Below are 26238 nucleotides of genomic sequence, written 5' to 3' on the forward strand. Positions count from 1 at the left end.
TCCCCGCACACCTGTAACGCATGTCCCCGGTCTTGACACGGGGGAGGAGAGTGTGGGGGTCCCATTTGAGTACCGCCGCAGGCGGGGAGGGGGGAAGGAGAACCCTACGTGGGCCGCTCGACGCGTCAGCCCTCCCCCTCCGTCATCGGCCTTCGGCCGCTGCCTCCTCCCCCTACAGGGGAGGAGAGTGTGGGGGTCCGAACCTCAGACCGCCTTGCGCAACTCCCCCGCCAGGTCGCCCTTCGTCCCCACCTCGATCTCGCCGAGTCCCAACCAGCGCGCCATCTCCCGCAGCTCGGCGGCGAGCTCGCGGGCAACGTGCGTGCGGTCCACCCCATCCTCGGAGAACGCGCCCGGCACGCGCAGCGCCCCTGCCTTGCGATCGGCCTTGAGGTCGACCCGAGCCACCAGGTCGTCGCCTAGGAGGAAGGGGCACACGTAGTAGCCGTGGACCCGATTGGGCGCGGGGGTGTAGATCTCGATGCGGTAATGGAAGTCGTAGAGCCGTTCGGTGCGATCGCGGAACCAGACGATCGGGTCGAATGGGTTCAACAACGAGCGCGCCGACACCGCCCGCGGGATCGTCGCCTCGGGATGCAGGTAGGCGGGGTCGCTCCAGCCCTCCACCTCGACCTCGACGATCTCGCCGGCCTTCACCAGCGCATCGAGAGTGGGCGCCGCCCGTGTCGGGAGCACCCGGTAGTAGTCAGCGAGATCCTTCAAAGTGCCCACGCCCACCGAACGCGCCCCGCGTCGCAAGAGCTCCCGCATCGCCGCCTCCTCGTCGAGGGCGGGACCGTCCAGATGCTCGGCTGGGATCACCCGCTCGGTGATGTCGTAGAACCGCGTGAAGTTGCGGCGGTGAGCCACCGAGACCCTGCCCGTGAAGAACAGGTACTCGAGGGCATATTTGCCGTCGGCCCAGCCCCACCATGGGCCCCGGCGTTCACCGGGATCGTCCAGATCGGAGGCGGTGAGCGGACCGCGCTCTCTCACCTCCTGATACACCGCCTCGACATAGCCGGGTGACTTGCTCTCGATCTCACGGATGCCCTCCCAGGACCGCTCGGCGTAGCGGTCCATACGGTGCTTGAGCAGGGCGACGTCTTCGATAGGCGAGAACGACGCCATGTGCGCCCAGTACTCGAACACCCTGCGCTCCTCCAGCGCCCGCCACACCAGACCGGGGTCGTAGGCCCCGAGCCGCGAGTACAGGGTGAACTCGTGGGCCCGGGCGATCACGTTGACCGAGTCGATCTGGAGCGTCCCCATGTTTCGGATCACCCGGAGCACGTGCCCCAGGTTGGGGGCCGCGGGCCGGGGCGAGGCGAGGCCCTGTGCTGCGATGTGGGCCCTGCGGACCTGCGCCCGGCTGAGGCGCCTCACTCGCCGGTGAAGTGCGGGTCGCGCTTCTCGAAGAACGCCGACACGGCCTCGGAGAAGTCCTTCGTCTTGAACATGGGGATCAGTTGGAGCAGCGCCCGGTGGACGTGCTCGCCGTAGTCGTCGGTCCGACCAGCCCGCATCAGGCGCTTGGCGGCTCGGATCGCCTGCGGTGGCATGGCGGCGATCTGGCCGGCGAGCTCGGCGGCGCGGGCCTTGGTGGCGTCGGAGTCGTCAGCCAGCTCGGACACCACACCGGCGGCGAGCGCCTGCTCCCCCGTCATGTCCTCGCCGAGGAAGTAGAACCGGGCCGCCTGCTCCCACCCGACGAGGCGCGGCAGCAGCCAGGTGTCGCCGCTCTCCGGCAGCAGATTGCGTTTGGTCGCCGGCACCAGCCGGGCGGTGCGGGCCATCACCCGGATGTCGGCATTGATCGCCATGCCAACGGCGTATCCGGCGGCGGGGCCGTTGATCGCGGCGATCACCGGCACCTCGATCTCCTGGAGGATCACCGCAGGGGACCGTCGGGCGTCGAAGGTAAAGGCGATGCGGTCGAGCCGATCCACCTGCTGGGCAGCTTCCGCCAGGTCGAGTCCCGACGAGAAGGCATCGCCAGAGCCGGTGAGGACGATGCAGCGCACCTCCGGATCCTCGGCAGCGGCGAGCAGGTGATCGCCGAGCAGGTCGAACATCTCCACGGTGAAGGCGTTACGGCGTTCGGGCCGGTTCATGGTGATCGTCGCCACCTGGTCGGCGACGGTGCTGAGGATGTCGGCCATGCGGGCTCTCCGGGCTGAAGGCGATGGGTAGCCTACCGGCCGATGCTCCGGTTCCTCCGAGCGGCCCGTGACGCCGTGCGCACCGCCTTCGCCCTGGCCGTCGTCGGGGTGATAACGATCATCCTCGGGACCTTCGTGATCGTCCTCGCCTCCTTCTCTCCGAACTCCCGCATCATCCGGCCGACGATGCGGCTGTGGGGGTTCGTGTTCATGAAGGTGTGCGGTGTGGGCTGGGAGGTCGAGGGCATGGGGCATCTCGAAAAGGGCAGGTCATACGTCCTCGTGAGCAACCACCAGTCCAACCTAGACCCCCCGTTCCACATTGCCGTGTTCTCCGAGAAGCTGTCGGTGCGGTTCCTGGCCAAGGCCGAGCTGTTCAAGATCCCGCTGTTCGCCCAGGCGATGCGTCGCATCGGGATCGTCGAGACCGACCGGGCGGCGCATGCCGCTGCCCACCGCAAGATCAACCGGCAGGTGGGGGTGGTGGTCGAGCGCGGCCTGTCGCTGGTGATCTACCCCGAGGGCACACGATCCCGCGACGGCTCGGTGCGGCCGCTCAAGAAGGGGGCGTTCCGTATCGCCATCGACAACAAGATGCCGGTGGTGCCGATCGCCACCGTGGGACTCCATAAAGCCTGGGAGCCGGGCAAGAAGCTGATCCGCGGGGGCCGGGCACGGATGGTGATCCACGAGTCCATCCCAACCGCCTCGATGACCTCGGCCGACATCGACGCCCTGCGCGACCGCGTCGGTGCCGTCATCGCCGACACCCACGCCCGCCTCAACGCCTGACGCCCGGTTTCCTGGGAACTTCTCAGGGGTTTCGATGCTGGGACCGATGTATTCAGGTACCGCTTCAAACGCCAAAGGCCTTAGTGAGTGGTTCATCGACGCAGAGATAGCGGCGATGGAGGAGGGGCGCTACGCCAAGACCCAGAGCCGGAGCATCGTCGCCAGCATGAACGGATACGTCCGGGTGGCCGACTGAGAGTTCGACCACCGGGGAAGGCGCGACCTGGTGGAGCTCTCGCTCTACATGTCAAAGATGCCGATGGGGCGCTATCCGGACGCGCATCGTCGAACGAGGAGCTGCATCTCGCCGAACTCTCCGTCGGCGCGGGGCGCTATCTCCTCCTTCGGGAGGACCGCCGCATCGCATCGACCCTCCCGATGAACTCCTCGGACGTGATCACCGGCGTGCCTCGCCATGGGGACAGTTCGAGCAGATCCTGGTCATTGCTGACGATCATGATCGCCCCCGCCGCGGCAGCGCACTCGAGAATGCGATTGTCCTCGTGGTCCCGGCTGTCGGTGACAACCGTGCCCGGTACCACGACACCACCACCGGATGCCATCGCAATCTCGCCGAGCACCTGCACGTACTCTGCCGCCCTTGAAACCTCCCACCCATAGCCGTCAGGCGGTGCGCCGGTGAGCACGCGAACCACGTTGCTCAGGATGTGCTCGGAGGTGAAGAGAGCGAACTCCCGGGCATCGTTGAGGACACCGATCACCTGGGCGTCGCGGTTGCCTCTGACCGGGGGCGGCGAGGGCCAGGACTGGAACGAATCCGTCCCGGCGACCACCGCCGAGACGAGCACATTGACGTCGACGACCACCGGCCGCGCCGCGAGAGCCGACCCGCCGATCACGCGGGTATCCCGAGCGCCCTCCGGACGACGCTGAGCGGATCCTCCGAGTCCATGCCCGTCTGCTCCGCCATCGACGCTCCGTATGCCTGGAGTTCGGCCAGACGCTGCGCCCGGTCGATCACCTCCATCTGGTGCATGGCGATACGCAGGAACTCGGACCGGTTCCCATCGGCGAACACCTCGGTGAGCCGCTCCAAACGGGATTGATCGTCAGCCGCCACCGAGAATCCGACTGTGGTCGCTCGCTTCATGCAATCAATAGTAAGCGAAATGCACTCGCTGATCAACCCCTCAGTCATACACCCCCACCAGCCAGGACCGCCCGTCGCGCTGCTCGCACAGGAAGGCGCCTGCCGAGGTGACCACCTGGTAGCGGTCGGCGGCGGTCTCGCCGTCCCACCAGCGTCCGGTGTGGCGCCACGGGCCCGCCCAGCCGAGGACCGGCTCCCACCGGCTGCCCAGTCGAACCCGCACCGGGAACCCGTCCTCCCATTCGATCTCGAACGGCCGCGGCTCCGGCGGCACCAGCACCGGGGTCGGTTCGGGCAGCCGTCCCGGCCAGGGGGCGTCGGGGTCCCGGGGCGGCTCGTCCGGCTCCTCCCCCCAGCGATACCAGTGGGCCCGCTCCCCCGGGTCCCGACCTCCCTGCGGCATCGCCATGAGCACCGCATCGGGACCCACCAGCCCCTGCGCCCGGCTGAGCGCCCGGCTGGCATCGGCCTCGGAGGCGGCGTCCTCCCCGAGCAGCAGCTGACGGCCCCGGTCGGAGACGTCGGCGGGGACCACCCGCATGCGCACGATGCCGCCGGGGACCCCGCCCGACTCGACCCAGGCGCGGATCTGCCAGCGGATGCGCTCGGCCAGGTCCACCTCGCTGAAGGCATGGGTGCTGCGCCAGGTGCGGGCACGCGCCGTTCCATCGGCCGCCTCGGCTTCGACATCCACCCGATGCGGCAGCCCACCGCTCGGAGCCATTGCCTCGAGTAGCCGGGCCGCCAGCGCTCGGGCGGCGAAGGCGGAGCGCTCCAGGTCGTCGAGCGGCGGGTCGTAGTCGTCTTCGACCAGCACCGCATCGACGATACGCCGCGGCGTCACCACCCGATCCTCCCCCGAGGCGATGCGATGGGCGTCGAGTCCGGCGTGCCCGAACCGGCTGGCCACGGCGTCGCGGGGCAGAGCGGCCAGATCGCCGAGGGTGCTCACCCCCAGCCAGCGGAAGGTGTCGATCAACTCGTCGACCCCGAGGGTGGCGATGTCCAGTCCGGCGATGAAGGCGGCGGTGTCGGCGACGATCAGCGGTCCGTCCGCAGCGTGCTCGGCGGCCATGCGGGCGGCGAACGGTCCGTCGGCGACGCCGATGCGGCAGCCGGATCCGGCCACCGCGGCGATCGCCGCCGACAGCCGGTCGACCAGCGGTCCCTCACCGCCGTAGTAGCGGGCGGCCCCGGCAGTCGGCAGGTACACCATGCCCGGTGCGGCGATCTCGAGGCGGGGAACCAGGTCTTCGACGGACCGCACCACCGGTTCGAAGGCGACCGTCTCCGCCCCCGGGTCGGAGATCAGCGTCACCACCGTGGGACACAGCGCCTCGGCTTGGCGACGCCGCATCCCCGCCCGCACTCCGGCGCGCCGGGCATCGGCCGAGGCGGCGATCACCGTCGCCGAGGCGTCGACGACCTGGCAGGGCCTATCCGACGGCGCGTCCGGCCGGCGCAGCGGCCAGTCGGGGAACCAGGCGCACAGGACGCGTGCCATCGTCCACCACCTCCATCGTCCGTTCGATGCCCTGCACCCCCTTGCCCGACGCCCGCAGAGTGAGCCGCCGCTGGAGGAGCGCACCGTGACCCCGGTCGACCCCCTCCCAACGCACCCCCGCCGACTCCAATCGCAGGTGGAGGACACCGACCGGCAGGTCGCCGGAGACCGGGTGCAGGATCAGAGATGACCGCCGGGCCCGGGTCAGCGCACCGAGCCGACGCAGGTCGGCGTCGCCGATCCCGGCCGGCACCTCGGCGTAGACCACCGGGAAGCCTTCGACCAACGCCGCCGCCACCTTCGGCCAGGTGTGACGGTCGGGGCAGCGCACCACGATGAGCCGCTGCGGATCCACCCCCACCTCCCAGGCCGCCACCGGGCACAGCCACCCACGCACGTCGAGCACCGACACCATTCCCACCCGGGACGGCTCGGCGAGCAGGCTCAGTCCGAGGCGGGTGAGCCCGGCCCCGGGTGACCCGACGAACCCGAGCACCCGACCCGGTTCCGCCTCCAGCGTGAACGGCGCGCCAAAGTCGTCGAAAGGGACGCTCCCAGCGTCAGCGACGAGAGGCACCGGTTCCAAGGGCCGTACATGGTAACCGAACATATGTTCGATTACCATAAGAGTGGCGAAGGCCTCGCGACGCGTCAGCCCTCCCTCTCCGTCACCGGCCTACGGCCGCTGCCACCTCCCCCTACGGGGGAGGAAAGTCTGAGCACACAGACTCTCTCCCCCCGAAGGGGGGAGTACCGCCGAAGGCGGGGAGGGGGGAGCCCAAACCCTACGCAGACCTTGCCGCGCGGTCTCCTACCCGACCAGCTCGGCACCACTCGCCCGGGCGAGCCGGGCGTCAGTGGTGACCAGGGTCGCATTGAGCTGCTCGGCGAGGGCCACGTAGAGGGCGTCGGCGAGCCGCACGTTCTCCCTCAGAGCCCAGGCCGAACCCAGGAGATCCCCCACAGGGTGTCGCACGATCGGCCGGCCGGCGAGTGACGCGAGCTCGCGACGCGCGATCCGGGCGTCCAGATCGCCAGCCCGATACAGCCGGCCAAATGCGGACAGGACCTCAGCGTCGGCGTGAGCCGGTGTGTGCACCGTCGAGTGCTGGAGCCTCACGGCGACGGCGTACCCCTTCGTCGTGTCCAGCAGGAGATCCACGAGGGCCGAGGCATCGACGACGAGCGCCTCAGGCACCCTTGGCCTCACGTTCGGCTCGCATCCGCTCGAGCAGTTCGTCCCAGTGCGGGCGATCAAGTCCCTCGATCTCGTCCTTCGCCCCTTGGAGTGCCTCTTCTATCGCCCGCGGGTCGATGTCGCTGCGGGGGCGGGACATCTGCTCCTCCAACCACTCGTTCACCTGCTGCACCTGCAGCGCCGATCGCACGGCCTCCTGTGTGAGAGCAGACACGTTGAGGCTGGCGGCCTTCGCCTGTTCGGCGAGTTCGTCTGGTAGATACACGTTCACCCTTGCCATGCGCATACTATACACACTTTCTCCCCCCGTAGGGGGGAGTCCCGGAGGGAGCGCAGCGACCGGAGGGGAGGGGGGAGGGCGATCACTACGCAGACCCTGCCGCGCGACTGACTACCCCACCATCGGGCATGAATCAACCCCCTCGCGTTGCCCCACACCAATGACAGAATCCCATCCGTGCCGGACATGAACCACAGATGACCTTCGATCGCCGCGCCCGTTTCCAGTCGATCGCCGACGAGGTCTTCGAACCCCTCCAGCGGTTCCTGCGTCGGCGCGCCATCGAAGCCGACGCCGACGAGGCCTTCAGCGAGACCCTCCTGGTGTTGTGGCGGCGGCTCGACGACGTCCCCGACGGCGCCGCACTCCCCTGGGCCTACGGCGTCGCCCGCCGGGTGCTGGCCAACCAGCAGCGGGGCTCCCGCCGCCGCCAGGCCCTCCAGGACCGCCTCACCGTCTACGCCACCCCACAGCCCACCGGCGATCCCACCGATGGCTTCGAGCACCCGGAGGTCGCCGACGCTCTCGACCGACTCCCCAAGGCCGACCGCGAGGTGTTGGTGCTGTGGGCCTGGGAGGACCTCGAACCCCGCGACATTGCCGTCGTCCTCGGCACCACGGTGAATGCCGCCACGCTGCGCCTCAGCCGCGCCCGCAAAAAGATCGCCCGACTCCTACGACAGGATCAGACCTCCCCCGGACATCTACCGGTTGACAGGCACATCGAGGAGCAGTCATGACCGATGAGATCAGGAACCGGATACGGAACCTGGATCCGATGCACCCCGGCGTGCCCACCGAACCGATGACGACGCCGTCGTCACGAGAGCTACTGGAGAGCATCATGTCCACCCCCACAATCGAACGACCCCAGTTGGCCGCCAGGCCCCGTCGGGTCTGGTACGCCACGGCGGCGGCAGCCCTGGTCGGCGCCATCGCCGTCGGCGTCATCCTCAACACCAACGACCCGGCACCGAGCGCGGCGGCCCCGCTGGAGCTCGGCCTGGGTGAGGGCGGTGCCATGCAGTCATGCATGGCCGTCACCGCCGACATCCTGCGCGACATGTCACCTGCCCTGCTCGGCACCGCCACTGCGGTGGAGGGTGAAAAGGTGACCCTGAGTATCGACCGCTGGTATGCCGGCGAGACCGACGCCACCGAGGTGGTGCTGCACGCCCCGGCGGGCCTGCAGGCCCTGATCGGCGGCATCGACTTCCAGGTTGGCCAGCAGTACTTCGTCACCGCCACCGACGGTGTCGTCAACTACTGCGGCTACACGGACGCCTACAGCCCAACCCTCGAAGCCATCTTCGAGGAGGCATTCGGCGCCTGACAGTCACCCACGCAAGCGAACGGGCCCCCGTCCCCCCGGGGGCCCGTTCGCGTGGTGCCCTCTCTCCCCCCAAAGGGGGGAGTACCGCCAAAGGCGGGGAGGGTGGAGGCCAAACCCCAAGCAGAGCCGCGCCCACAAACTCTCTCCCCCCGAAGGGGGGAGTACCGCCGAAGGCGGGGAGGGGGGAGGGCAAGCCCTACGTGGGCCTCGTGGCGCGTCTGGCACAGCGCGCCGCCCTTCGACACCACGCCCCGACCGCATACGATGACCGCCTGAGCGCCGACCGACCCATCGCTGACGAGATCGCGGCCCTCGACGGACTCCTCACCGGCGGGGACCTCCGCGGGGCGTACGCCTCATTGCACGGGCTGCGTGGCCGTTACCGGGATCGTCCCGCCGACTTCTCCGACGCCCAGGTGCAAGAGCTCCGCGACATGGTCGAGCGGTCGCAGGCGATCCTCGACACCGCCCTCCACGACACCTTCGGGTTCTCGTCGTTCCGCATCGGGCAGCGGGAGATCCTCGAGGCGTTGCTCGCCGGACGGGACTGTGTCGGGATCATGCCGACCGGGGCCGGTAAGTCACTCACCTACCAGCTAACGGCCCGGCTCGTGGGCGGCACGACACTGGTGATCTCGCCCCTGATCGCGTTGATGAAGGACCAGGTCGACGCCCTCGACCAGGTGGGGATCCGAGCCACCTTCCTCAACAGCAGCCTTGCTGCGGATGAACGGCAGCGCCGCGTCGCCGAGATGCGCCGGGGCGCCTACGAGCTGGTGTACGCCGCCCCGGAGGGCATCGAGGCGTCGGTGGGTGTCTCCCTCGAGGGTGTGGACCTGCGGCTGATCGCCGTTGACGAGGCGCACTGCATCAGCCAGTGGGGACACGACTTCCGCCCGGCGTACCGCAACCTGCGCGGCCTCAAGGGCCGCTTCGGGGTCCCGGTGCTGGCCTTGACCGCCACCGCCACCGACGAGGTCACCAACGACATCGTCGACCAGTTGGGCCTCGACCGCCCGCTCACTTTCCGGGGATCGTTCTTCCGCCCCAACCTGCACATCCACGCCGTCAAGAAGGGCGAGCAGGCGGACGGCTCGAAGCTGAACTCCCGCAAGGCGATCGAGCGCCTGTGCGTGGATCGAGCCGGTGAGAGCGGCATCGTGTACACGCTGTCCCGCAAGGCTGCGGAGTCGACCGCCGACGGGCTGCGCCGCCTCGGCATCCGGGCGGCTGCGTATCACGCCGGGTTGGAGTCTGATGAGCGGACCCGGGTGCAGGACGACTTCATCCGCGACGACATCGACGTGGTCTGCGCCACCGTCGCCTTCGGCATGGGCATCGACAAGTCGAACGTGCGCTTCGTCATCCACCGCGACATGCCGTCGTCGGTCGAGGCCTACTACCAGGAGATCGGACGGGCCGGCCGCGACAGCGAGCCCAGCGACTGCGTCCTCTTCTACTCCTGGTCCGACGTGATGGGCCGGGAACGCATGACCGACGGCGAGTCACCCGAAGTGACCGGATGGCGCAACGACGCGATCCGAGCCATGTTCCGCTGGGCCGACCGCAACACCTGCCGCCACCAGTCCCTGGTCCGCCACTTCGGCGATGTGATCGACCCGTGCGGCGAGTCGTGCGACGTGTGCCTGGGGACGAATCTGGTGCTCGACGCGCCGCGTGGGCGGGTGACTGCCAAGCCGGCGGCGGTGGCGGTGGCGGTGGCAGTGTCGCCCGAGGACGACGACCTGTTCGAACGGCTCCGAGCGTTGCGCAAGCAGTTGGCCGACGAGCAGGGCGTACCCGCCTACGTCGTCTTCAGCGACGCCACCCTCCGCGAAATGGCCGCGAGGGGGCCGACGACCGAGGGCGAGCTGCTCCGGGTCAGCGGCGTGGGCACCGTAAAGCTTGAGCGCTACGGCGCCGCCTTTCTCAACTTCCTGCGAGACGCCGAGTGAGAGCCATCCGCCGAGCTCAGCCCAGGATGGTCCGCACCGCCTCGTCCTCAGTCATGGCCTCTCCACGGACCCAAGCAGCTTCAATCGACGGGTCTGAACGGTGGTCCTCGATACGGCGGCGCTCCTCCTCGCCCTCGTGCTCCTCACCGCCGAGCCGTTCGACGCCGATGACGCGTCGCAGGGCGACCCCCGCTCCGAACAACAGCGCAGCTCGCTCGTCGTCGCCGCGGCGCGCCGCGAGGGATGCCAGGTTCTCCATCGACCGAGCAAGATTGAGGCGGTCCTTGACCCGATGGCTCGTCTCGACGCTCGTTTGGAGTCGTTTCAGCGCTGCGTCCAGCTCACCTGCCTGCATGTCGGCCACCGCCAGCAACCGCTCGGCGCGGGCGACGCAGTGCTGATCGCCGACGCCCGCCAGCAGGCGGTGGGCTTCCCAGAGGGTGTCCACAGCCTCGTCACGGACCCCATGGCCGAGCAGCGTCGCTCCGATCGTCTCGAGAGCATGGCCCTGGCCGATCCTGGACCCCAGGTCGCGGAACAGGTCGAGACTGCGCCGCGCGAAGGCGAGCGCCTCGTCAGCGCTCCCCTCCCGCAGGTAGGTCGACCCGATCATACCGAGGGAGTTGGCGGCGAGAGCGAAATCGCCGATACGCTCGGCGAGCGTTGCTGCCTCGACGAGGACAGCGGCCGCCTCGTCGGAACGCGCCGTGTAGGAAAGGGCGTTTCCCAATGACAACAGCGCCATGGCGACGACCCAATCCTCGCCCGCCTCTCGAGCAACTCTCACCGCCTCCTCCAGGGTCTCGACGGCCTCGCCAGCACGAAATCGGTGGATGCTGGAGTATCCGAGAGCAACCAGTGCCCCGGCACGGAGCACGGGATCGGCGAGGCTCTCCGCAATGTGGAGTGCCTCGTTGGCGAGCGCCGCCGCCTCCTCGGGATCCTCGGGCACCGCGACCACGACCCCGGCGAGCAGGAGGCGCGCCCTGCTCTTCGGTTCCACCTCGTCGGCCGCCCTCCGAGCCAGTACGTGGTGGCGTCGCGCCACGGACCAATAGCCCAAGTCGTCCCAGAACGGGCTCAACGCGGTGACGAGTCGGACCAGAGAGCGCGGGTCCCACTCGGCATCCAGCCACGCGATCGTGGCCAGGAAGTTGTCGTGATCGGCCTCGAACTGACGAAAGCGGCCGCGCTGATCGGGGCCAAGCCGGTCGCGAGCGAGCCGCTCGGCGAGCTCCACGAAGTGGCGAGCGTGCAAGTCGCGGGTCTCGTCCAGGAGGTCGCGGGACCCGAGTCGGCCGCGGCCGAACTCGCGCAGGGTCTCGAGCATGCGATAGCGGGTCACGCCGTCGACATCCCGATCGACGATGATCATCGACTTGTCGACGAGGCCAGAGAGCAAGTCGAGGATCTCGAACTCGCCCATCCCTTCCTGTGTGCAAACGGAGTGAGCCGCAGGGAGATCGAAACCGCCGACGAACACACAGAGACGGTCGAACATCCACCTCTCCTGCTCCCGCAGAAGCTCATAGCTCCACGACACTGCCGCCTCCAGCGTCGCGTGCCGAGGCACCGCCCCGGCGGACCCACCGGTGAGGAGCCGAAACCGGTGCGCGAGTCGCTGGGAGATGTCGGCCGGGCTCAGAGTCCTGACCCGGGCCGCCGCCAGTTCGATGGCCAGCGGAACCCCATCCAATCGTCGGCAGATCTGGGCTATCGCGCCCGCATTGGACTCGTCCACCGAGAACCCGGAGCTGACCAGTTCGGCCCTCTCGGCGAACAGTCGAACCGACGAGTACGCCATGACCGTGACTCCCTCCTCGCCGCTCGTGGGAACGTCGAGTGACGGGACGATGGTCACTGCCTCACCCTCCACACCCAGCGACTCCCGACTCGTCGCCAGCACCCTGACCCGCGGGCATGCGACCAGCAGGGACCGCGCGAACGACCCGGCGGCGGACAGCAAGTGCTCGCAGTTGTCCAGGACGACAAGGGCGGTGGCGGCACGCAACGTTGCGACGATCGTGTCCACCGTGGACTCACCCCGCTGGTCGCGTATACCGAGCGCGGTGGCGACGGCTCGAGGCACGCTCTTGGCGTCGGTGACGGACCCCAGCTCCACGAACCAGACGCCATCGAGGTACCCCTCGGCGACGGTCGAGGCGACCTCGGTCGCCAGGCGAGTCTTCCCCGTCCCACCCACTCCGGTGAGGGTGACGAGGCGGCCGGCCTCGAGGAGCGAACTGACCTTTCGGATCTCGTCTGCCCGGCCGACGAAGCTGGTCAGATGGGCGGGGAGATTGGTCGGCACCGCCGACCCGACGGATCGTGGCGAGGGGAAGTGATCGGGAAGGCCCTCGATGGAGATCTGATAGAGCTGCGAGGGGTCATCGAGGTCCTTGAGGCGATGGGACCCGAGGTCCACGAGCTGGACCTCGTCCCCCAGCCGATTCCCGAGAAGGGAAACGGCCGCCGAGGACGCCAGCACCTGCCCTCCGTAGGCGAGGGCACCTATCCGAGCCGCGCGATGCAGCTCGACCCCGACGTACTTGGACCCGACCATGTCGATCTCGCCGGTGTGTATGCCGATCCGAACCCGGACTTCGATCCCGTCAGGCCAGGATCTGTTTGCCATCTCCCTCTGCAGGGCGACGGCCGCGGCGACGGCATCGGCCGCGGTGGAGAACACGATGAGGAAGCCGTCCCCCGACTCGTCGACCTCTACGCCACGATGGGATGCCCCCACCTCGCGGACGAGACGGTGATAGTCGGACAGCAACCCCCCGTAGCGTGCGCCGAGGGTCTGGAGGAGCCGTGTGCTCCCTTCGATGTCGGCGAACAGGAAGGTCACCGTTCCCGTGGGGCGCTTGACAGGCATGCGGCCAATCTACCGATCGATGGTGGTGGGCCGGTGTGGTCAGACCCGGCGAGCACCGATGCCGCCATTGGATCGTCGACGATCCCAGGACTCCGGGGCACCGAGAGGTCCGCGCCGAAACCCATGAGGTGATCCGCCAAACATCGCGTCGGAGCCTCCCTTGCGGGAGGCTCCTCGCAATCAACTGAACCGACTCAGCCCTACTTGCCGCCTTCGAATTCGTCTTCGAAGGAGACCACGACGCGGCCGGGCTTGTCTGTCTTGGGCTTGTCGGTGGATCCGCTGTCGGACCGCGGGGCACGGTCGCGGCTGCGGCTGTCTCCACGATCGGACCGCTCGGGCCTTGGCTCACGGGGCTCGCGGGGAGCACGACCGTCGCCACCACCGCCGCCGCTCGCCTCACCGTCGCTGCCGCCATCACCCTTGGGCTCCGGGGCGTCGCCGGCGAGGTCCAGGCTGACCTTACCGCGGTCGTCGATCTCGCGGACCACCACGGCGACCTTGTCACCGAGGTTGTACAGGTCCTCGACGTTCTCGACTCGCTTGCCGCCACCCATCTTCGAGATGTGCAGCAGACCGTCGCGGCCAGGCAGGATGTTGACGAAGGCACCGAACTTGGTGATGTTCACGATCTCGCCTTGGTACTCCTTGCCGATCTCGGCCTCGGGCGGGTAGGCGATCTGGAGCACCCACTCCTTCGCCTTACGCAGGGCTTCGCCGTCGGCGGCCCCGATGCGGATCGTGCCGTCGTCCTCGATCTCGAGGGTGGCTCCGGTCACCTCTTCGATCTCGCGGATCATCTTGCCCTTGGGGCCGATGACCTCGCCGATCTTGTCCTTGGGCACCTTCACCGCTTCGATGCGCGGCGCTTTCGGGCTCAGCTCGGGCCTCGGTGCAGACAGCACCTTGCTCATCTCGTCGAGGATGTGCAGCCGTGCAATGCGGGCCTGATCCAGGGCACCGGCCAGCACTTCGGCGGGCAGGCCCTCGATCTTGGTGTCCAGCTGGAGTGCCGTGATCACATCGGCGGTACCAGCGACCTTGAAGTCCATGTCGCCGAGCGCATCCTCCGCACCGAGAATGTCGGTCAGGGTGATGAACTTGCCGTCGTGGGCGATGAGGCCCATGGCCACACCGGCGACGGCCGCCTTGATCGGCACCCCGGCATCCATCAGCGACAGGCTCGATCCGCAGACCGAGGCCATCGACGACGAGCCGTTGCTGGCCAGCACCTCGGAGACGAGGCGGTAGGCGTACGGGAAGTCGTCCACCGACGGAATCACCGGCAGCACCGCCTTCTCGGCGAGGGCACCGTGACCGATCTCACGACGCTTCGGACCGCGCATGAACCCGGTCTCCCCCGTCGAGAACGGCGGGAAGTTGTAGTGGTGCATGTAGCGCTTTGAATCTTCCAACGAGATGGTGTCGAGCATCTGCTCCATGCGCAGCATGCCCAGGGTGGTCACGTTGAGCACCTGAGTGTCACCACGCTGGAACAGCGCCGAACCGTGGGCGGAGGCGAGCAGCCCGGTGTCGACCTCGATCGGGCGCACCGTGGTGGTGTCACGACCGTCCAGACGCACGCCGTCGTTGATGACGCGCTCGCGCATCACCGACTTGGCGACCGACTTGAACGCCTTCTTCGCCTCACCGAAGTCCTCGGACTCCGACGTGACTTTCAGCTCGGCGAACACCGCGTCCATGGCTTCGCCTTCGGCGGTGTTGCGGGCCTTCTTGTCGGCGATGGTGAACACCTCGGTGAGACGGGGCCGGACGGCCGCGTCGATCTTGGCGAACATCTCGTCGCTGTAGTCGATGGCTACCGGCCACTCGACCTCCGGAATCTCCACCTTGCTGCGGAGCTCCAACTGGAGGTCGATGATCTGGCCGATGTACGCACGGGCCTCTTCGAGGCCCCGGGCGATCGCCGCCTCATCGGTGGGTGCCTGGCCGGCGTCGATGAGGCGCAGTGCCTCCTCGGTGGCTCCGGCCTCGACCATGGCGATGTCGACGCCACCTTCGCTGTTGCGCTTGCCGGCGACGACCAGGTCGAACACCGACTCCGCCAGCTGCTCGAATGTCGGCATCGGGATCCACTCGCCGTTCGAGTAGGCCAGGCGGACGCCGCCGATCGGTCCCTCGAAGGGGATCGGACTCACCGTCAGCGCGGCCGAGGCGGCGTTGAGGGCGATCACGTCGTAGGGGTTGGCGTCATCGACCGACAACACCGTGACGATGATGTGGGTCTCGGATCGGAAGCCGTCACGGAACGAAGGGCGCAGCGGCCGGTCGATGAGGCGGCAGGTGAGGATGGCCCGCTCGGTGGCGCGGCCCTCACGACGGAAGAACGAGCCCGGGATCTTCCCGACGGCATACATCTTCTCTTCCACGTCGACGGTCAGGGGGAAGAAGTCGACCCCCTCGCGCAGGCTGCGGGAACCCACGGCGGTGGCCAGCACCTCGGTGCCGCCGACCTTGACCACCACGGCACCGTCGGCGAGACGGGCGAGGCGGCCGGTACTGAACTCGAATTCAACGGCACCTACGGCACCGCGTACGGAGTGTTCGGACACTTTTCTCTCTCTCAGTCTGTCTGGGAGAGCGGGGCCAATTACCAGTGGTCACACCTCGAGGCGACTCGAGAGGTGGCAACTAGCAACTGACGGTGCTCTCCATTGCGTGTGTCTCCCCCAATGACAGCAGAAACGCGGAGCCTATGCCGGATTCAGCGCGTCAGCGGCGCAGGCCGAGACGGGCGATCAGGGCGCGGTACCGCTCAACGTCCTGATCTCGCAGGTAGTCGAGGAGGCGCCGGCGGCGTCCGACCATCAACAACAGACCTCGCCGACTGTGGTGATCCTTTGCGTGGGACCGCAGATGCTCGGTGAGGTGGTTGATGCGTTCGGTAAGCAGCGCCACCTGGACTTCCGGCGAACCGGTGTCCGTGGCGTGCGTGCCGTGCTCGGCGACGATCGTCTTGGTGTCTCTCATGGGAAAGCGGCCCTGACACTGGTCCGGGCCGAGCGGAACAGTAGCAGCCGCGGGGGGCATGGCCGCCAGACGCGCCGCCCGGCCCGCGTAGTGTTCGCCCTCCCCCCTCCCCGCCTTCGGCGGTACTCCCCCCTACGGGGGGAGAGAGTTTGAGGGCAGGGTCTGCGCAGTGTCTGGGCTCCCCCCTCCCCGCCTTGGCTCACAAACTCTCCTCCCCCGCAGGGGGAGGTGGATCGGCCCGCAGGGCCGAGACGGAGGGGGAGGGCTGACGCGTCGCGGGGCCTTACGTAGGGTTAGCCCTCCCCCCTCCCCGCCTTCGGCGGTACTCCCCCCTACGGGGGGAGAGAGTTGAATGTCGGCCGCCGCCTACGCGACGGTGGCGTCGAGCACCAGGTCGGGGTGATCCCGTAGCAGAGCATCCACACGGGAGTGATGTCGGAAGAGGGCGAACAGGGTGCCGCCGGCGCCGGTGAGCACCTCGACGTCGCGTACCTTGGCCAGCACGGCGGCGCTTGCCGCATCGGTGCGGCGGGCCACCTGGAATGGCGTGTCGCCCAGCACGGTCGTCGCCCCGTACTCGGATTCCAGGCGATGCACGGTCACCTCGAACTGCATCGGCCCCACCGCGGCGAGCACCGGCAGCTGGTCGCCGCGCTCGGGGTGGCGCAGCACCTGGATGACCCCCTCCTGCTCCAGCTGCTCCAACCCGCGGCGGAACTGCTTGTACTTGGCGGAGTCGGCGCCACGGGCGGTCCGGAAGTACTCGGGCATGAACGACGGGATCGGCGGGAAGACCACGCTGCCTGTCTCGCTGAGGCTGTCGCCCACTCGCAGGTCGGTGGCGTTGACCAGCCCCACCACGTCGCCGGCGACGCCGGTGTCGACGGTCTCGCGTTCCCGGCCGAACACCTGGTGGGCGTACTTGGTGGCGAACGAACGGCCCGACCGGGCGTTGACCAGCTGCATGCCCCGCTCGAATAGCCCCGAGCACAGCCGTATGTAGGCGATCCGGTCACGGTGGCGGGGGTCCAGGTTTGCCTGCACCTTGAACACGAAGCCGGAGCACTCCCCGTCGATGGCCACCGGGTTGCCCTTGGCGTCGTCTCGGCTGGTCGGGGGCGGGGCCAGGTCGACAATGGCGTCGAGGAGCAGACGAACACCGAAGTTCCACAGGGCCGACCCGAAGAACACCGGGGTGGAGTAGCCGGCGAGGAACGACTCGGCGTCGAAGTCGGCGCCGACGGCGTCCAGCAGCCCGAGCTCGTCGGCGAGGGCCGGGGCGGCCTCGTCGCGGGTCCAGGGTTCGGCTTGCTCGGTGGCCTCGGTGGCGCCGCGGGCGGTGCGGCCAAAACGCCACAGGGTGCCGCCACGGCGGTCTACGACACCCTCGAAGTCGGACCCCATGCCCACCGGCCAGGTGATCGGGGTGGGCCGAATCCCGAGCTGCTTCTCGATGTCGTCGAGCAACTCGAGCGGTGACAGCCCGTAGCGGTCGCACTTGTTGACGAAGGTGATGATCGGGATGCGCTCACGCCGTGCCACCTGGAACAGCTTGAGAGTCTGCTCCTCGATGCCCTTGGCGACGTCGAGGACGATCACCGCAGCGTCCACGGCGGTCAGGACCCGGTAGGTGTCCTCGGAGAAGTCGCGGTGGCCCGGTGTGTCCAGCAGGTTGAGCACGTGGTCGCGGTGCGGGAACTGGAGCACCGTCGACGAGATGGAGATGCCGCGCTCGCGCTCGAGATCCATCCAGTCGGAGGTGGCGGACTTCTGTCGGCCCGCCCGCGCCTTGACCGCGCCGGCCTCCTCGACCGCGCCCGCATACAGCAGCAGCTTCTCGGTGAGGGTGGTCTTGCCGGCGTCGGGGTGCGAGATGATGGCGAAGCTGCGGCGACGCGCCACTTCGGCGGCGAGGTTCTGGGCTGATTGCGACACGGGACTCCGTACGGCTGAGAGGGCGCACCAATAGGTCGCCGGTTCGCCTCAAGTTTCGGTTTGCAGCAAACCGAAACTTGATCCAGGGGCGAGCCCATTGGCGCGCCCTCTGAAAGGCGAAGCCGGCACGGCGCGCCACTCCGAGGATACCGGGGACCGCGCCCCTACTGGCGGGGCCGCGGGTTGGCCGAGGTGACGTCGTAGCCGCCGCAGTCGGAGCAGGAGTAGGAGTCGATCCGCCCCGCCGGGGTGCGCTGCTCCCCCCGCCCGCGCTCCCACAGCGGCTTCGGGGCGTAGGCGACCCGGTCGGAGCCGCACAGGCCGCACTTGAGGGTGGTGTCCCGGGTCCAGGTGGCCCCGCACGCGCCGCACTCGACGACGATGGCGTCGTCACGACGGCTCCCGGTGAGCAGCTCCTGCTCCCCGCACTCCGGACAGGCGATGTCCCTCATCGGGTGATGATCCCACGGCACCTCCCCGGCACTGACGGCGCGACGGGGTGCTAAAGTTCTAGTCATCATGACCCAAACTTCACGGCCGGCCGATCCCCCGGCTGGCTACGACCCATCCCAGTTCCCTGCTTTCGCTGTCACCGTCGACGTCGTCATCCTCACGATGACCGAAGGGGAGCTCCAGGTTCTCCTGATTCGCCGCGGCGAGGAACCCTTCAAGGGGATGTGGGCGATCCCGGGCGGGTTCAAGCGTCCGACCGAGACTCTGGACGAGGCGGCCCAACGCGAACTGGTCGAAGAGACGGGGGTCGATGCCGCCCGCCTGCTCGCCCAGTTCGGCACCTACGGCGACCCCGGCCGCGATCCCCGGATGAACGTCGTCACCGTCGGCTATCTGGCGGTGCTGCGCGATGTCGGTGCCGTGGTGGCCGGCTCCGACGCCGCCGAGGCCTCACTCGTCCCGGTGTCCGAAGTGCTCGGCGAGAAGATCGAACTTGCCTTCGACCACCTCCAGATCGTGCGCCAGGCGGTCGATCGGGCCCGCGTCGAACTCGAAGTGTCCGGTATCGCCACCGCCTTCGTCGGGACCACCTTCACCCTCGCCGAGCTGCGCGCCGTCTACGAGGCCATCTGGGGCGTCCAACTGGATGCGGCCAACTTCCGCCGCAGCATCGTGGCCACCGACGGCTGGGTCATCCCCACGGGACGCCGTTCCCAGCCCGGCGTCAATGGCGGGAGACCCGCCGAGCTGTACCGGGCAGGCCGGGCGTGGCGCCAGGGCGGACCGATTCACGCCAGATCCACCAAACGAAGAGAAGACCCAGGTCGATGACACCCAAGTCCCGACCAACCGACCAGACACCGAGAGGAACCCCATGGCCACGATGAAGGCAGCGGTCTGCACCCGGTACGGCCCACCCGAGCGAGTGCGGATCGAGCAAGTAGAGATCCCGACCCCGAAGGACGGCGAGTTGCTGGTACGGGTGCGCGCCACCACCGTGAATCGCACCGACTGCGGCTATCGGGGTGCCAAACCGTTCGTCATCAGGTTCCTCAGCGGGCTGCGTCGGCCCAGAGTGCCGATCTTCGGCACCGAATTCGCCGGTGAGGTGGTGGGTATGGGCGAGGGCGTCACCGGGTTCCAGGCGGGCGACCGGGTCATGGGATGGTGCGAGGGCACGTTTGGGGCCCATGCCGAGTACATGACGGTGCGCGCCGATCGCCCGCTGACGATGCCCATTCCCGAGGGCCGGAGCTACGTGGAGGCGGCGCCGAGCACCGAGGGATCGCACTATGCCCTCAGCGCCATCCGCAGTGCTGGTCTCGAGGCGGGTGACTCGGTTCTGGTGTATGGCGCCAGCGGGGCGATCGGCTCGGCGGCGGTGCAACTGGCCAAGGCAATGGGGGTCAAGGTCACCGCGGTGTGCGGCACCGCCAACCTGGACCTGATCGAGAGCCTGGGGGCCGATCGGGTGATCGACTACCAGACCGAAGACTTCACCAAGGACCCGGACCGATATGACCTGGTGTTCGACGCGGTGGGTAAGAACTCGTTCCTCAAGTGCCGTCACCTGCTCAAGCCCAAAGGCATCTACGCGGCGACCGATCGCCCGCTCATGGGCAAGCCCTTCATGTTCGTCCCGGTGTTCGCCTGGTGGCTGCTGCTCACGGTGATCACCAAGATGCTCCGCGGCAGGCGCCAGATGTTCAGCGGGCCCAACACCGACGCCGAGGGCCTGGCGTGGCTGCGGGAGCAGATCCTCACCGGTCGGTTCACGCCGGTGATCGACCGAACCTACCCGCTCGACCAGATCGTCGAGGCTTACCGCTTCGTCGAGACCGGTCAGAAGGTCGGCAACGTGGTCATCGAGGTCTGAGGGCCTGGCGACACCCTCCTTGAACTGACCCGCGGCTTCCGGCACGGTGGCAGCCCCGCACCCCCCGAAGGGGCGGTCGCCGTGCTCGGAGTCGGGATCCTCACCATCGCTCTCGGCAGCGGCCTGGGGCTGATGCCCACCGATCCGCCGACCGGAACACCCGGAACCGTGATCGGCCCGCCCCCGCCGATCGTCCAAGCGCAGCCCCCGCCGGTGGGCTCGAAGATGATCGAGCTGATCCCGGCGATCCTCGCTGCCGCTGCCGGACTCCTCGGTATCGGAGGCCTGCGCCGCGACGCCACCGACACCATGCGTCCCGGCGATGCCCTGCGCCTGTCGGCACCGCCCGGGCTCCAGGTGGTGTTCGTCCCCGGCCACGGCGACGCCCATGCCTCCCGCGTGTTCCACGAGATGGTCGCCATGCTCGGGCTCGACCCCGCCAACGTCCACTACTTCGACTACCGATGGGTGGTGCCCCTCGACGACCACGCCTGGGCTGCCCGACTCGCCCCGGCCGACCTAACCGCGCTCACCCTCAACGACTTCCTGACCGCGGTATCGGCTCGCGGGGAGTCGATCTACGTCGTGGCGTTCAGCAAGGGCGGCGCCTCGGTGGCCGAGTTGGTGGCCCGATGGGATCGGGGACTGGAGGGACCGGTCGATGCCGTCATCGGGGCTGCCCTCCTCGACCCTCCGATAGCCCATGGTCTGTCCGGCTGGCTCCAAAGTGTGGGGCAGGTGATCAGCGACATCCCCAACGACGGTGGCTACGACCCGATCCAGTGCCTCGTCATGCGATTCGAGTGCGTCGACACCCGCGTCGACCTCGGCGTGCCCTCCGGGGTCGAGGTAGTCGTCATCCAGAACCCGAAGGCCGGCGTGACCAACCTGGGGACAGCCCGTCCCGACGGGCTGCGCGTCGTAGACATCGAGGACGACGGCCCGGGACCACTGGCAGCGCTTCTCGGTATGGGAATCTTCGCCCCGGCACGCATCGCCCGGGCGCACCGATCGGTACGACGCAGCCCGACGGTGGCGGCCTGCATCAACGCCGAGATGTGGTCCCCCGGTGCGTGCTCGTTGTCGTCCGCATCGGCGTCACACCGCCGCGGGCCGCTCGACCGGCCGCTGTTTCGGCTGCCGTGATCAGCCGAGCAACGACCGGGCGGTCTCCACGTCGTCACGGATCTGGGCGACCAGGGACTCCACCCCGTCGAAGGTGCGCTCCTCGCGGATGCGGGCGATGAACCGCACCCGGAGCTCCCGCCCGTACAGGTCGAGGTCGGTGTCGAGCAGGTGCACCTCGAGACGCTCGGCATCGCCACCGAAGGTGGGGCGAACCCCGATGTTGGCCACGGCGGGGCGCCACTCGACCCCGTCGGTGGAGGCCATCACCGCGTACACGCCCCGGCCCGCAACGGCCAGCATCGGCGGCAGGTCGATGTTGGCGGTGGGCACGCCGATCCCCCGGCCCCGGCCATCGCCGGGAACCACGGGTCCCACCACCTCGTGGGGGCGGCCGAGAGCGTCGGCGGCTGCCGCCACCTCGCCATCGGCGAGCAGGCGACGGATCTGCGAGGACGACACCGGCCCGTCGTCACCGACCAGCGACACCACCGACACACCGAATCCGAGCGACTCGCCGAGCCCCACGAGGGTGCCGGCGTCCCCCGCCCGGTCGCGGCCGAAGCGGAAGTCGGAACCGACCGTCACCGTCGCCGCCCCGAGCCCGTCCACCAGCAGGTCGGAGGCGAACGCCTCCGGGGACAGCAGGCGTACCCGGTCGTCGAACGGCGCCACCGCCACCACCTCGACCCCGAGGTCACCGAGCAGCCCAACCCGCTGCCCGATGGTGGTGAGCAGCCTCGGGGACCGGTGCGGAGCGACCACCGACAGGGGGTGCGGGTCGAAAGTGAGCACCGCCGGGACGACACCCGCCCCGGCCGAGGCGTCGACCATCGCCGACAGCACCGCCTGATGTCCCCGATGGACACCGTCGAAGACCCCGATGGCCACGGCCCGGCGCTCACCATCGGGCTGCCAGTCGACCGGCGATCCGGACAGCACCCTCATGCCAGCACCACCGCCGGCTTGGCCCGGCGCCCATCGGACTCGTACACGGCGAGGAGAGTCCCGGCGTCGTCCACCACCGCATACGAGCCGGCCTCGGTGATGCCGAGGCCACCGTTGGCGAACACCGAACCGTGGCTGACGGCGACGGCGGCCTCCTCCGTCGCCGTCGCCCTCCGCAGGTCGCGCAGGCCATCCGCCATCGCGATCACCCGGTCGGCGGCGTCGAGGCCTGCTTCCGCCAGCTGATCGATCGTCGATGCGGCCTCGACCTGGAGGCTCCCGATGGCGGTGCGGCGAAGCTCGGTCAGGTGGGCTCGACCGCCGAGGGCCGAGGCGATATCGTCCGCCAGGGTGCGGATGTAGGTGCCGCTGCTGCACCGGACTCGGAACGACACCTCCGGATACGGGCCGGGTGCGAAGTCGGTGACCTCAAGCTCGAAGATCTCGACCGGACGGGCATCGCGCTCCACATCGACGCCCTCCCTGGCCAGCTCGTAGAGGCGACGGCCGTCCACCTTGAGCGCCGACACCATCGGCGGGACCTGAAGGATCGGGCCGGTGAACCGCGGCAGCACCGCGATGACGTCGTCCTCATCGACCTCCATCTCCTCGCGCCACAGCACCGCCCCATCGGCGTCGAGGGTGTCGGTGGAGACCCCAAACATGGCCGTCGCCTCGTATACCTTCGGCTGCTCCTGCACGAAGCGCAGCAGGCGGGTCGCCCGGCCCACGCCGAGGATCAAAAGCCCGGTGGCCATCGGGTCCAGGGTCCCGGCGTGCCCGATCCGCCGCTCACCCAGGATGCCGCGAGCCTTGGCGACGACGTCGTGCGACGTCCATCCGCGGTCCTTGTCGACGAGGAGGAACCCCTCAGCCACGCAGAGCAGCCCGGACGGTCTCGACGATCTCCTCCGGAGGCCCATCCGTGGTGAAGCCGGCGGCGTTGTGGTGGCCGCCTCCGCCAAACGACGCCGCGATCGACCCGACGTCGACGGCGCCCCGGGAGCGCATGCTCCCCTTCCAGCCGTCGGCCACCTCCTTGAGCAGCAGCGCCACCTCGGCCTCCCTGGCGATCCGCAGGTCGTCGATCAGCCCATCGACGGCGTGGTGCTCCAGACCGGCGGCCTCCAGGTCGGCCCGGTCGAGCCTGGACCAGATCAGCGACAGCTCCTCGTCGAGGACCGCCCGGCTCAGGACCGCGGCCGAGGCGCTCAGGTAGCCGAACGGCACCGACTCGTAGACCTGCTGGCCGATCTCCTCGGGGACGGCACCGGCGTCGATGAGGCGACCGGCGAGTCGCATCACCTCACCGGTGGTGGCCGAATACTGGAACCGACCGGTATCGGTGACCAGCCCGGTGAGCAGGCACTGGGCGACCCGGGCGTCGATCTCCCAGCCAAGGGCGTCGAGCAGGCGCGCCGCCAACTGCGCCGACGCCGCCGCCTTCGGATCGATGATCTGGATGTCGCCGAATCCGGTGTTGGTGACGTGGTGGTCGACGACGATCAGGGTCTTGGCGTCAGAAGCCGACGACCCCAGCTCGGCGAGGCGGTCCGCCGACCCGCAGTCGAACACCACCATGCACTCGGGTGCCTCCGGGAACTCGTCCGGCGGGACCACCGGGTCCATGTCGAGGAAGGTGAGCGACTCGGCGATGGCGAACGGGGACCCGAAGGAGACCACCGCCTCCTTGCCGGCGGCACGAGCGGCGTGGGCAAGCGCCAGCGCCGAACCGAGGGCGTCGCCGTCGGGCGACACATGGCCGGTGATGGCGATGGCAGGAGCCGCCGCGATGACGGCTGCGGCGTCACGGAGTGATGTCTCGATCCCCATCACCCTCCTTCTCCAATTGGCGCAGTAGCTGTTCCATCCGGATCCCTCGCTCGATCGCCTCGTCGTAGTGGAACTCCAACACGGGAAGGTACTTGAGCGTCACCTGCTCCCCCACCGCGCTGCGGATACGAGGGGCGGCCCGGCGCAGCGCTTTGAGGGTCTCCTCGCGCTCGTCGACCTCCCCGAGCACCGTGTAGTAGATGCGAGCGGCGCGCAGATCGGGCGTCGTGTCTACCCCGGTGATGGTGACGAACCCGATGCCCGGGTCCTTGAGCCGCACCACCTCGGAGGCAATCACCTCGCGCAAGAGCTCGTTGATACGACGCATCCGCTCACTACCGCGGCTCATGCGACCTCCAGGTGGGAGGTCTCGATGGCGACCACCTCGACCCGAGGGTCTCCGAGCACGGCACGCTTGACCGACTCGATGATCTCGTCGAGCCGATGTGCCTGCGGGGCGACGACGGCGACGCCGAGCGCCGAGCGCTGCCAGGTGTTCTGGTGGTCCACCTCACTCACCGCCACCCCCAGCTTCTCCAGCCGCGCCACGACCGACCGGAGCACGGCGCGCTTCCCCTTCAACGACTGGGGCTCGGGAAGACGCAGCTCGATACGAAGTGCGGCGGCATGCATGTGCGGAAGGGTAGGGGCCATGGCGGACACGGCCAGCGCGAGTACTCGGTACTTGGTACTTGCTACTTGGTCGCTTTTTAGGGTTTGGGCTCCCCCCCTCCCCGCCTCCGGCGGTACTCCCCCCCTCGGGGGGGAAAGTCTCGCTATGAGCTGCCATCTGTCTGCTGTCCGCTGCTCACGGCCAGCGCAGGTCCTCGGGGATGCTCTCCGCGTACCGCCACGACTCCCATAGATCGGCGGCGACCCCACCGGCATCACGAGCCACACCGTGTCGGGCTCCCCAGGTGCAGATGCGGGCAATATCCCGGCGGAAGAGCTCATCGGCCCCCGGGTTCTGTGATGGGTCGACCGCCTGGGGAAGGTCGATCACGACGGCTCGACCTTCCCACACGAGGACGTTGTAGGGAGACAGGTCTGCGTGGACGATGCCGAGCCGCAACATCGATCGAGCGGCAGCGAGGACCTGATCGAGCAGAGCCTCGGTCTCACTCGGACCCTCTGGTCGATACGCCCGCAGGAGCGGCGCCGGTCCGTCCTCGTCGCCCACATAGGCCATGAGGATGGCGTCGTCGGTCCTGGCGATCGGTCTCGGCACGGAGACTCCCGCGGCGTGTAGGCGGCTCAGGGCCTGCCACTCACGGTCCACCCAGGTCCCGGCCTGAACCTGCCTGCCGAAACGGGTCTTCTTCTCCAGGGCGCGACGCATGCGGGCATCGGGAATCCACTCCCCGGCGCGGTACACGCCGTCGTGGCGGAAGTCCCGGTTGTCCGAAGGCAGGTAGACCTTGAGGGCGGCCAGGTCGGAGCCGGCGAGATCGGTGTTGGCGCGGCACAGCAGCACGTTGGCTTCCTTGCCGCTTTTGATGGGTCGGATCACCGAGCTGATGAACAGCTCGTCGATGAAGTACGCGGACGGATCGTCGGACACAAGAAGTCTCCTTTGGACGGGCGAAGCCGCATCCCCGAGGAGCTGGACGACGAGCGTCAGACGAACGAGTCGGGAAGCGGCGTGTGAGCGATGGTGAGCTCCTGGAGCGTGCTCATGTCGGCCTCCCTTCCCCGGACAACAGTTGGCCCGGATCAAGAGCAAGCCTAGCCAGCGATGGTCTCCCAGAGACGCGTCGCGAGGTCCACCTAGTGCTTGCCCTCCCCCCTCCCCTGGCGGCTCCGCCGCCAGGTACTCCCCCTATATGTCACGCTTGGTGGGTTGGGAGTGGGGCCCGGGGTGTGA

The 26238-nt window shown here is 68.7% G+C and carries 27 protein-coding genes; 8 read left to right on the plus strand and 19 right to left on the minus strand.

What is annotated here, in order from left to right; genetic code table 11:
- Window positions 1-204: 204 nt before the first annotated feature.
- Together WEA29_04050 and WEA29_04055 are read right to left on the minus strand one after the other, a co-directional pair.
- A complete protein-coding gene (locus WEA29_04050; protein MEX2322925.1) occupies window positions 205-1293 on the minus strand; it encodes a crosslink repair DNA glycosylase YcaQ family protein in 1089 nt (362 codons plus the stop codon).
- Window positions 1294-1382: 89 nt separating this feature from the next.
- The gene (locus WEA29_04055) at window positions 1383-2162 is read right to left on the minus strand and encodes an enoyl-CoA hydratase-related protein (protein ID MEX2322926.1); all 780 of its coding nucleotides are present in this window, start codon (window positions 2160-2162) and stop codon (window positions 1383-1385) included.
- A gap of 42 nt (window positions 2163-2204) precedes the next feature.
- On the opposite strand from WEA29_04055, the gene WEA29_04060 reads away from it, so the two are divergent.
- Both WEA29_04060 and WEA29_04065 read left to right on the plus strand, forming a co-directional pair.
- On the plus strand, window positions 2205-2954 hold the full coding sequence (locus tag WEA29_04060; GenBank protein MEX2322927.1) for a lysophospholipid acyltransferase family protein: 750 nt from the start codon (window positions 2205-2207) through the stop codon (window positions 2952-2954).
- A 46-nt stretch (window positions 2955-3000) separates the two neighbouring features.
- On the plus strand, window positions 3001-3150 hold the full coding sequence (locus WEA29_04065; protein MEX2322928.1) for a hypothetical protein: 150 nt from the start codon (window positions 3001-3003) through the stop codon (window positions 3148-3150).
- 136 nt (window positions 3151-3286) lie between these two features.
- On the opposite strand, the gene WEA29_04070 is transcribed toward WEA29_04065, so the two are convergent.
- The 6 genes from WEA29_04070 to WEA29_04095 form a co-directional block, all read right to left on the minus strand.
- The gene (locus WEA29_04070; GenBank protein MEX2322929.1) at window positions 3287-3814 is read right to left on the minus strand and encodes a PIN domain-containing protein; all 528 of its coding nucleotides are present in this window, start codon (window positions 3812-3814) and stop codon (window positions 3287-3289) included.
- Window positions 3811-4065 (minus strand): hypothetical protein, encoded by a 255-nt coding sequence (locus WEA29_04075; protein ID MEX2322930.1) that lies wholly within the window; start codon window positions 4063-4065, stop codon window positions 3811-3813. Before WEA29_04075 ends, WEA29_04070 begins: the two co-directional genes overlap by 4 nt.
- A 40-nt stretch (window positions 4066-4105) precedes the next feature.
- Window positions 4106-5569, minus strand: coding sequence for a DNA polymerase Y family protein (locus WEA29_04080; GenBank protein ID MEX2322931.1), 1464 nt, complete (start codon window positions 5567-5569; stop codon window positions 4106-4108).
- Complete coding sequence (locus tag WEA29_04085) at window positions 5502-6155, minus strand: hypothetical protein (GenBank protein ID MEX2322932.1); 654 nt, start codon at window positions 6153-6155, stop codon at window positions 5502-5504. Before WEA29_04085 ends, WEA29_04080 begins: the two co-directional genes overlap by 68 nt.
- Before the next feature lie 225 nt (window positions 6156-6380).
- Entirely contained in the window at window positions 6381-6767 is a 387-nt protein-coding gene (locus tag WEA29_04090; GenBank protein MEX2322933.1) for a type II toxin-antitoxin system VapC family toxin, read from the minus strand.
- On the minus strand, window positions 6760-7047 hold the full coding sequence (locus tag WEA29_04095) for a type II toxin-antitoxin system CcdA family antitoxin (protein MEX2322934.1): 288 nt from the start codon (window positions 7045-7047) through the stop codon (window positions 6760-6762). The genes WEA29_04090 and WEA29_04095 overlap by 8 nt, the downstream gene beginning before the upstream one ends.
- A 197-nt stretch (window positions 7048-7244) precedes the next feature.
- Here WEA29_04095 and WEA29_04100 point away from each other — a divergent pair, with 197 nt between their 5' ends.
- The 3 genes from WEA29_04100 (at window position 7245) to WEA29_04110 (ending at window position 10335) form a co-directional block, all read left to right on the plus strand.
- Window positions 7245-7787, plus strand: coding sequence for a sigma-70 family RNA polymerase sigma factor (locus WEA29_04100; GenBank protein MEX2322935.1), 543 nt, complete (start codon window positions 7245-7247; stop codon window positions 7785-7787).
- On the plus strand, window positions 7784-8380 hold the full coding sequence (locus tag WEA29_04105) for a hypothetical protein (GenBank protein MEX2322936.1): 597 nt from the start codon (window positions 7784-7786) through the stop codon (window positions 8378-8380). Before WEA29_04100 ends, WEA29_04105 begins: the two co-directional genes overlap by 4 nt.
- Window positions 8381-8580: 200 nt before the next feature.
- Window positions 8581-10335, plus strand: a complete 1755-nt coding sequence (locus tag WEA29_04110; GenBank protein MEX2322937.1) for an ATP-dependent DNA helicase RecQ — start codon at window positions 8581-8583, stop codon at window positions 10333-10335.
- 16 nt (window positions 10336-10351) lie between these two features.
- On the opposite strand, the gene WEA29_04115 is transcribed toward WEA29_04110, so the two are convergent.
- From WEA29_04115 to WEA29_04135, 5 genes are all read right to left on the minus strand, one after another.
- Complete coding sequence (locus WEA29_04115; protein MEX2322938.1) at window positions 10352-13213, minus strand: adenylate/guanylate cyclase domain-containing protein; 2862 nt, start codon at window positions 13211-13213, stop codon at window positions 10352-10354.
- Window positions 13214-13413: 200 nt separating this feature from the next.
- On the minus strand, window positions 13414-15786 hold the full coding sequence (locus WEA29_04120; protein ID MEX2322939.1) for a polyribonucleotide nucleotidyltransferase: 2373 nt from the start codon (window positions 15784-15786) through the stop codon (window positions 13414-13416).
- Between the two features lie 160 nt (window positions 15787-15946).
- Window positions 15947-16204: a 30S ribosomal protein S15 gene (rpsO, locus tag WEA29_04125; protein ID MEX2322940.1), complete on the minus strand. Its 258-nt coding sequence runs from the start codon at window positions 16202-16204 to the stop codon at window positions 15947-15949.
- Between the two features lie 366 nt (window positions 16205-16570).
- On the minus strand, window positions 16571-18139 hold the full coding sequence (locus tag WEA29_04130) for a peptide chain release factor 3 (GenBank protein ID MEX2322941.1): 1569 nt from the start codon (window positions 18137-18139) through the stop codon (window positions 16571-16573).
- Window positions 18140-18303: 164 nt separating this feature from the next.
- Window positions 18304-18591 carry a hypothetical protein gene (locus WEA29_04135; GenBank protein MEX2322942.1) on the minus strand — a complete coding sequence of 96 codons (288 nt, stop codon included), beginning with the start codon at window positions 18589-18591 and terminating at the stop codon, window positions 18304-18306.
- Between the two features lie 67 nt (window positions 18592-18658).
- Here WEA29_04135 and WEA29_04140 point away from each other — a divergent pair, with 67 nt between their 5' ends.
- From WEA29_04140 to WEA29_04150, 3 genes are all read left to right on the plus strand, one after another.
- Complete coding sequence (locus WEA29_04140; protein ID MEX2322943.1) at window positions 18659-19423, plus strand: NUDIX domain-containing protein; 765 nt, start codon at window positions 18659-18661, stop codon at window positions 19421-19423.
- A 43-nt stretch (window positions 19424-19466) separates the two neighbouring features.
- Complete coding sequence (locus WEA29_04145; GenBank protein ID MEX2322944.1) at window positions 19467-20468, plus strand: NAD(P)-dependent alcohol dehydrogenase; 1002 nt, start codon at window positions 19467-19469, stop codon at window positions 20466-20468.
- Window positions 20469-20549: 81 nt separating this feature from the next.
- Window positions 20550-21614, plus strand: a complete 1065-nt coding sequence (locus WEA29_04150) for a hypothetical protein (GenBank protein MEX2322945.1) — start codon at window positions 20550-20552, stop codon at window positions 21612-21614.
- Here WEA29_04150 and WEA29_04155 read toward each other — a convergent pair whose 3' ends face one another.
- The 6 genes from WEA29_04155 to WEA29_04180 all read right to left on the minus strand — a co-directional run bounded on the left by WEA29_04155 (window position 21615) and on the right by WEA29_04180 (window position 25935).
- Window positions 21615-22541 carry a bifunctional riboflavin kinase/FAD synthetase gene (locus tag WEA29_04155; protein MEX2322946.1) on the minus strand — a complete coding sequence of 309 codons (927 nt, stop codon included), beginning with the start codon at window positions 22539-22541 and terminating at the stop codon, window positions 21615-21617.
- The gene (gene truB / locus WEA29_04160; protein ID MEX2322947.1) at window positions 22538-23419 is read right to left on the minus strand and encodes a tRNA pseudouridine(55) synthase TruB; all 882 of its coding nucleotides are present in this window, start codon (window positions 23417-23419) and stop codon (window positions 22538-22540) included. The genes WEA29_04155 and truB overlap by 4 nt, the downstream gene beginning before the upstream one ends.
- The gene (locus WEA29_04165; GenBank protein ID MEX2322948.1) at window positions 23412-24374 is read right to left on the minus strand and encodes a DHH family phosphoesterase; all 963 of its coding nucleotides are present in this window, start codon (window positions 24372-24374) and stop codon (window positions 23412-23414) included. Before WEA29_04165 ends, truB begins: the two co-directional genes overlap by 8 nt.
- Window positions 24349-24723, minus strand: a complete 375-nt coding sequence (rbfA, locus tag WEA29_04170; protein ID MEX2322949.1) for a 30S ribosome-binding factor RbfA — start codon at window positions 24721-24723, stop codon at window positions 24349-24351. Before rbfA ends, WEA29_04165 begins: the two co-directional genes overlap by 26 nt.
- Window positions 24720-25007 carry a DUF503 domain-containing protein gene (locus WEA29_04175; GenBank protein ID MEX2322950.1) on the minus strand — a complete coding sequence of 96 codons (288 nt, stop codon included), beginning with the start codon at window positions 25005-25007 and terminating at the stop codon, window positions 24720-24722. The genes rbfA and WEA29_04175 overlap by 4 nt, the downstream gene beginning before the upstream one ends.
- A 175-nt stretch (window positions 25008-25182) precedes the next feature.
- A complete protein-coding gene (locus WEA29_04180; GenBank protein MEX2322951.1) occupies window positions 25183-25935 on the minus strand; it encodes an RIO1 family regulatory kinase/ATPase in 753 nt (250 codons plus the stop codon).
- Window positions 25936-26238: the final 303 nt, after the last annotated feature.

The organism is Acidimicrobiia bacterium, assembly GCA_040902765.1.
GTDB lineage: Bacteria > Actinomycetota > Acidimicrobiia > Spongiisociales > UBA11373 > DATKBG01.

What these genes read in the sequence shown, in the direction of transcription:
- WEA29_04055 (MEX2322926.1), bottom strand. Translation starts at nt 2,162, where the DNA reads ATGGCCGACATCCTCAGCACCGTCGCCGACCAGGTGGCGACGATCACC.
- WEA29_04060 (MEX2322927.1), top strand. Translation starts at nt 2,205, where the DNA reads ATGCTCCGGTTCCTCCGAGCGGCCCGTGACGCCGTGCGCACCGCCTTC.
- WEA29_04065 (MEX2322928.1), top strand. Translation starts at nt 3,001, where the DNA reads ATGTATTCAGGTACCGCTTCAAACGCCAAAGGCCTTAGTGAGTGGTTC.
- WEA29_04075 (MEX2322930.1), bottom strand. Translation starts at nt 4,065, where the DNA reads ATGAAGCGAGCGACCACAGTCGGATTCTCGGTGGCGGCTGACGATCAA.
- WEA29_04080 (MEX2322931.1), bottom strand. Translation starts at nt 5,569, where the DNA reads ATGGCACGCGTCCTGTGCGCCTGGTTCCCCGACTGGCCGCTGCGCCGG.
- WEA29_04095 (MEX2322934.1), bottom strand. Translation starts at nt 7,047, where the DNA reads ATGGCAAGGGTGAACGTGTATCTACCAGACGAACTCGCCGAACAGGCG.
- WEA29_04100 (MEX2322935.1), top strand. Translation starts at nt 7,245, where the DNA reads ATGACCTTCGATCGCCGCGCCCGTTTCCAGTCGATCGCCGACGAGGTC.
- WEA29_04105 (MEX2322936.1), top strand. Translation starts at nt 7,784, where the DNA reads ATGACCGATGAGATCAGGAACCGGATACGGAACCTGGATCCGATGCAC.
- WEA29_04115 (MEX2322938.1), bottom strand. Translation starts at nt 13,213, where the DNA reads ATGCCTGTCAAGCGCCCCACGGGAACGGTGACCTTCCTGTTCGCCGAC.
- rpsO (MEX2322940.1), bottom strand. Translation starts at nt 16,204, where the DNA reads ATGAGAGACACCAAGACGATCGTCGCCGAGCACGGCACGCACGCCACG.
- WEA29_04135 (MEX2322942.1), bottom strand. Translation starts at nt 18,591, where the DNA reads ATGAGGGACATCGCCTGTCCGGAGTGCGGGGAGCAGGAGCTGCTCACC.
- WEA29_04140 (MEX2322943.1), top strand. Translation starts at nt 18,659, where the DNA reads ATGACCCAAACTTCACGGCCGGCCGATCCCCCGGCTGGCTACGACCCA.
- WEA29_04145 (MEX2322944.1), top strand. Translation starts at nt 19,467, where the DNA reads ATGGCCACGATGAAGGCAGCGGTCTGCACCCGGTACGGCCCACCCGAG.
- WEA29_04155 (MEX2322946.1), bottom strand. Translation starts at nt 22,541, where the DNA reads ATGAGGGTGCTGTCCGGATCGCCGGTCGACTGGCAGCCCGATGGTGAG.
- WEA29_04165 (MEX2322948.1), bottom strand. Translation starts at nt 24,374, where the DNA reads ATGGGGATCGAGACATCACTCCGTGACGCCGCAGCCGTCATCGCGGCG.
- rbfA (MEX2322949.1), bottom strand. Translation starts at nt 24,723, where the DNA reads ATGAGCCGCGGTAGTGAGCGGATGCGTCGTATCAACGAGCTCTTGCGC.
- WEA29_04175 (MEX2322950.1), bottom strand. Translation starts at nt 25,007, where the DNA reads ATGCATGCCGCCGCACTTCGTATCGAGCTGCGTCTTCCCGAGCCCCAG.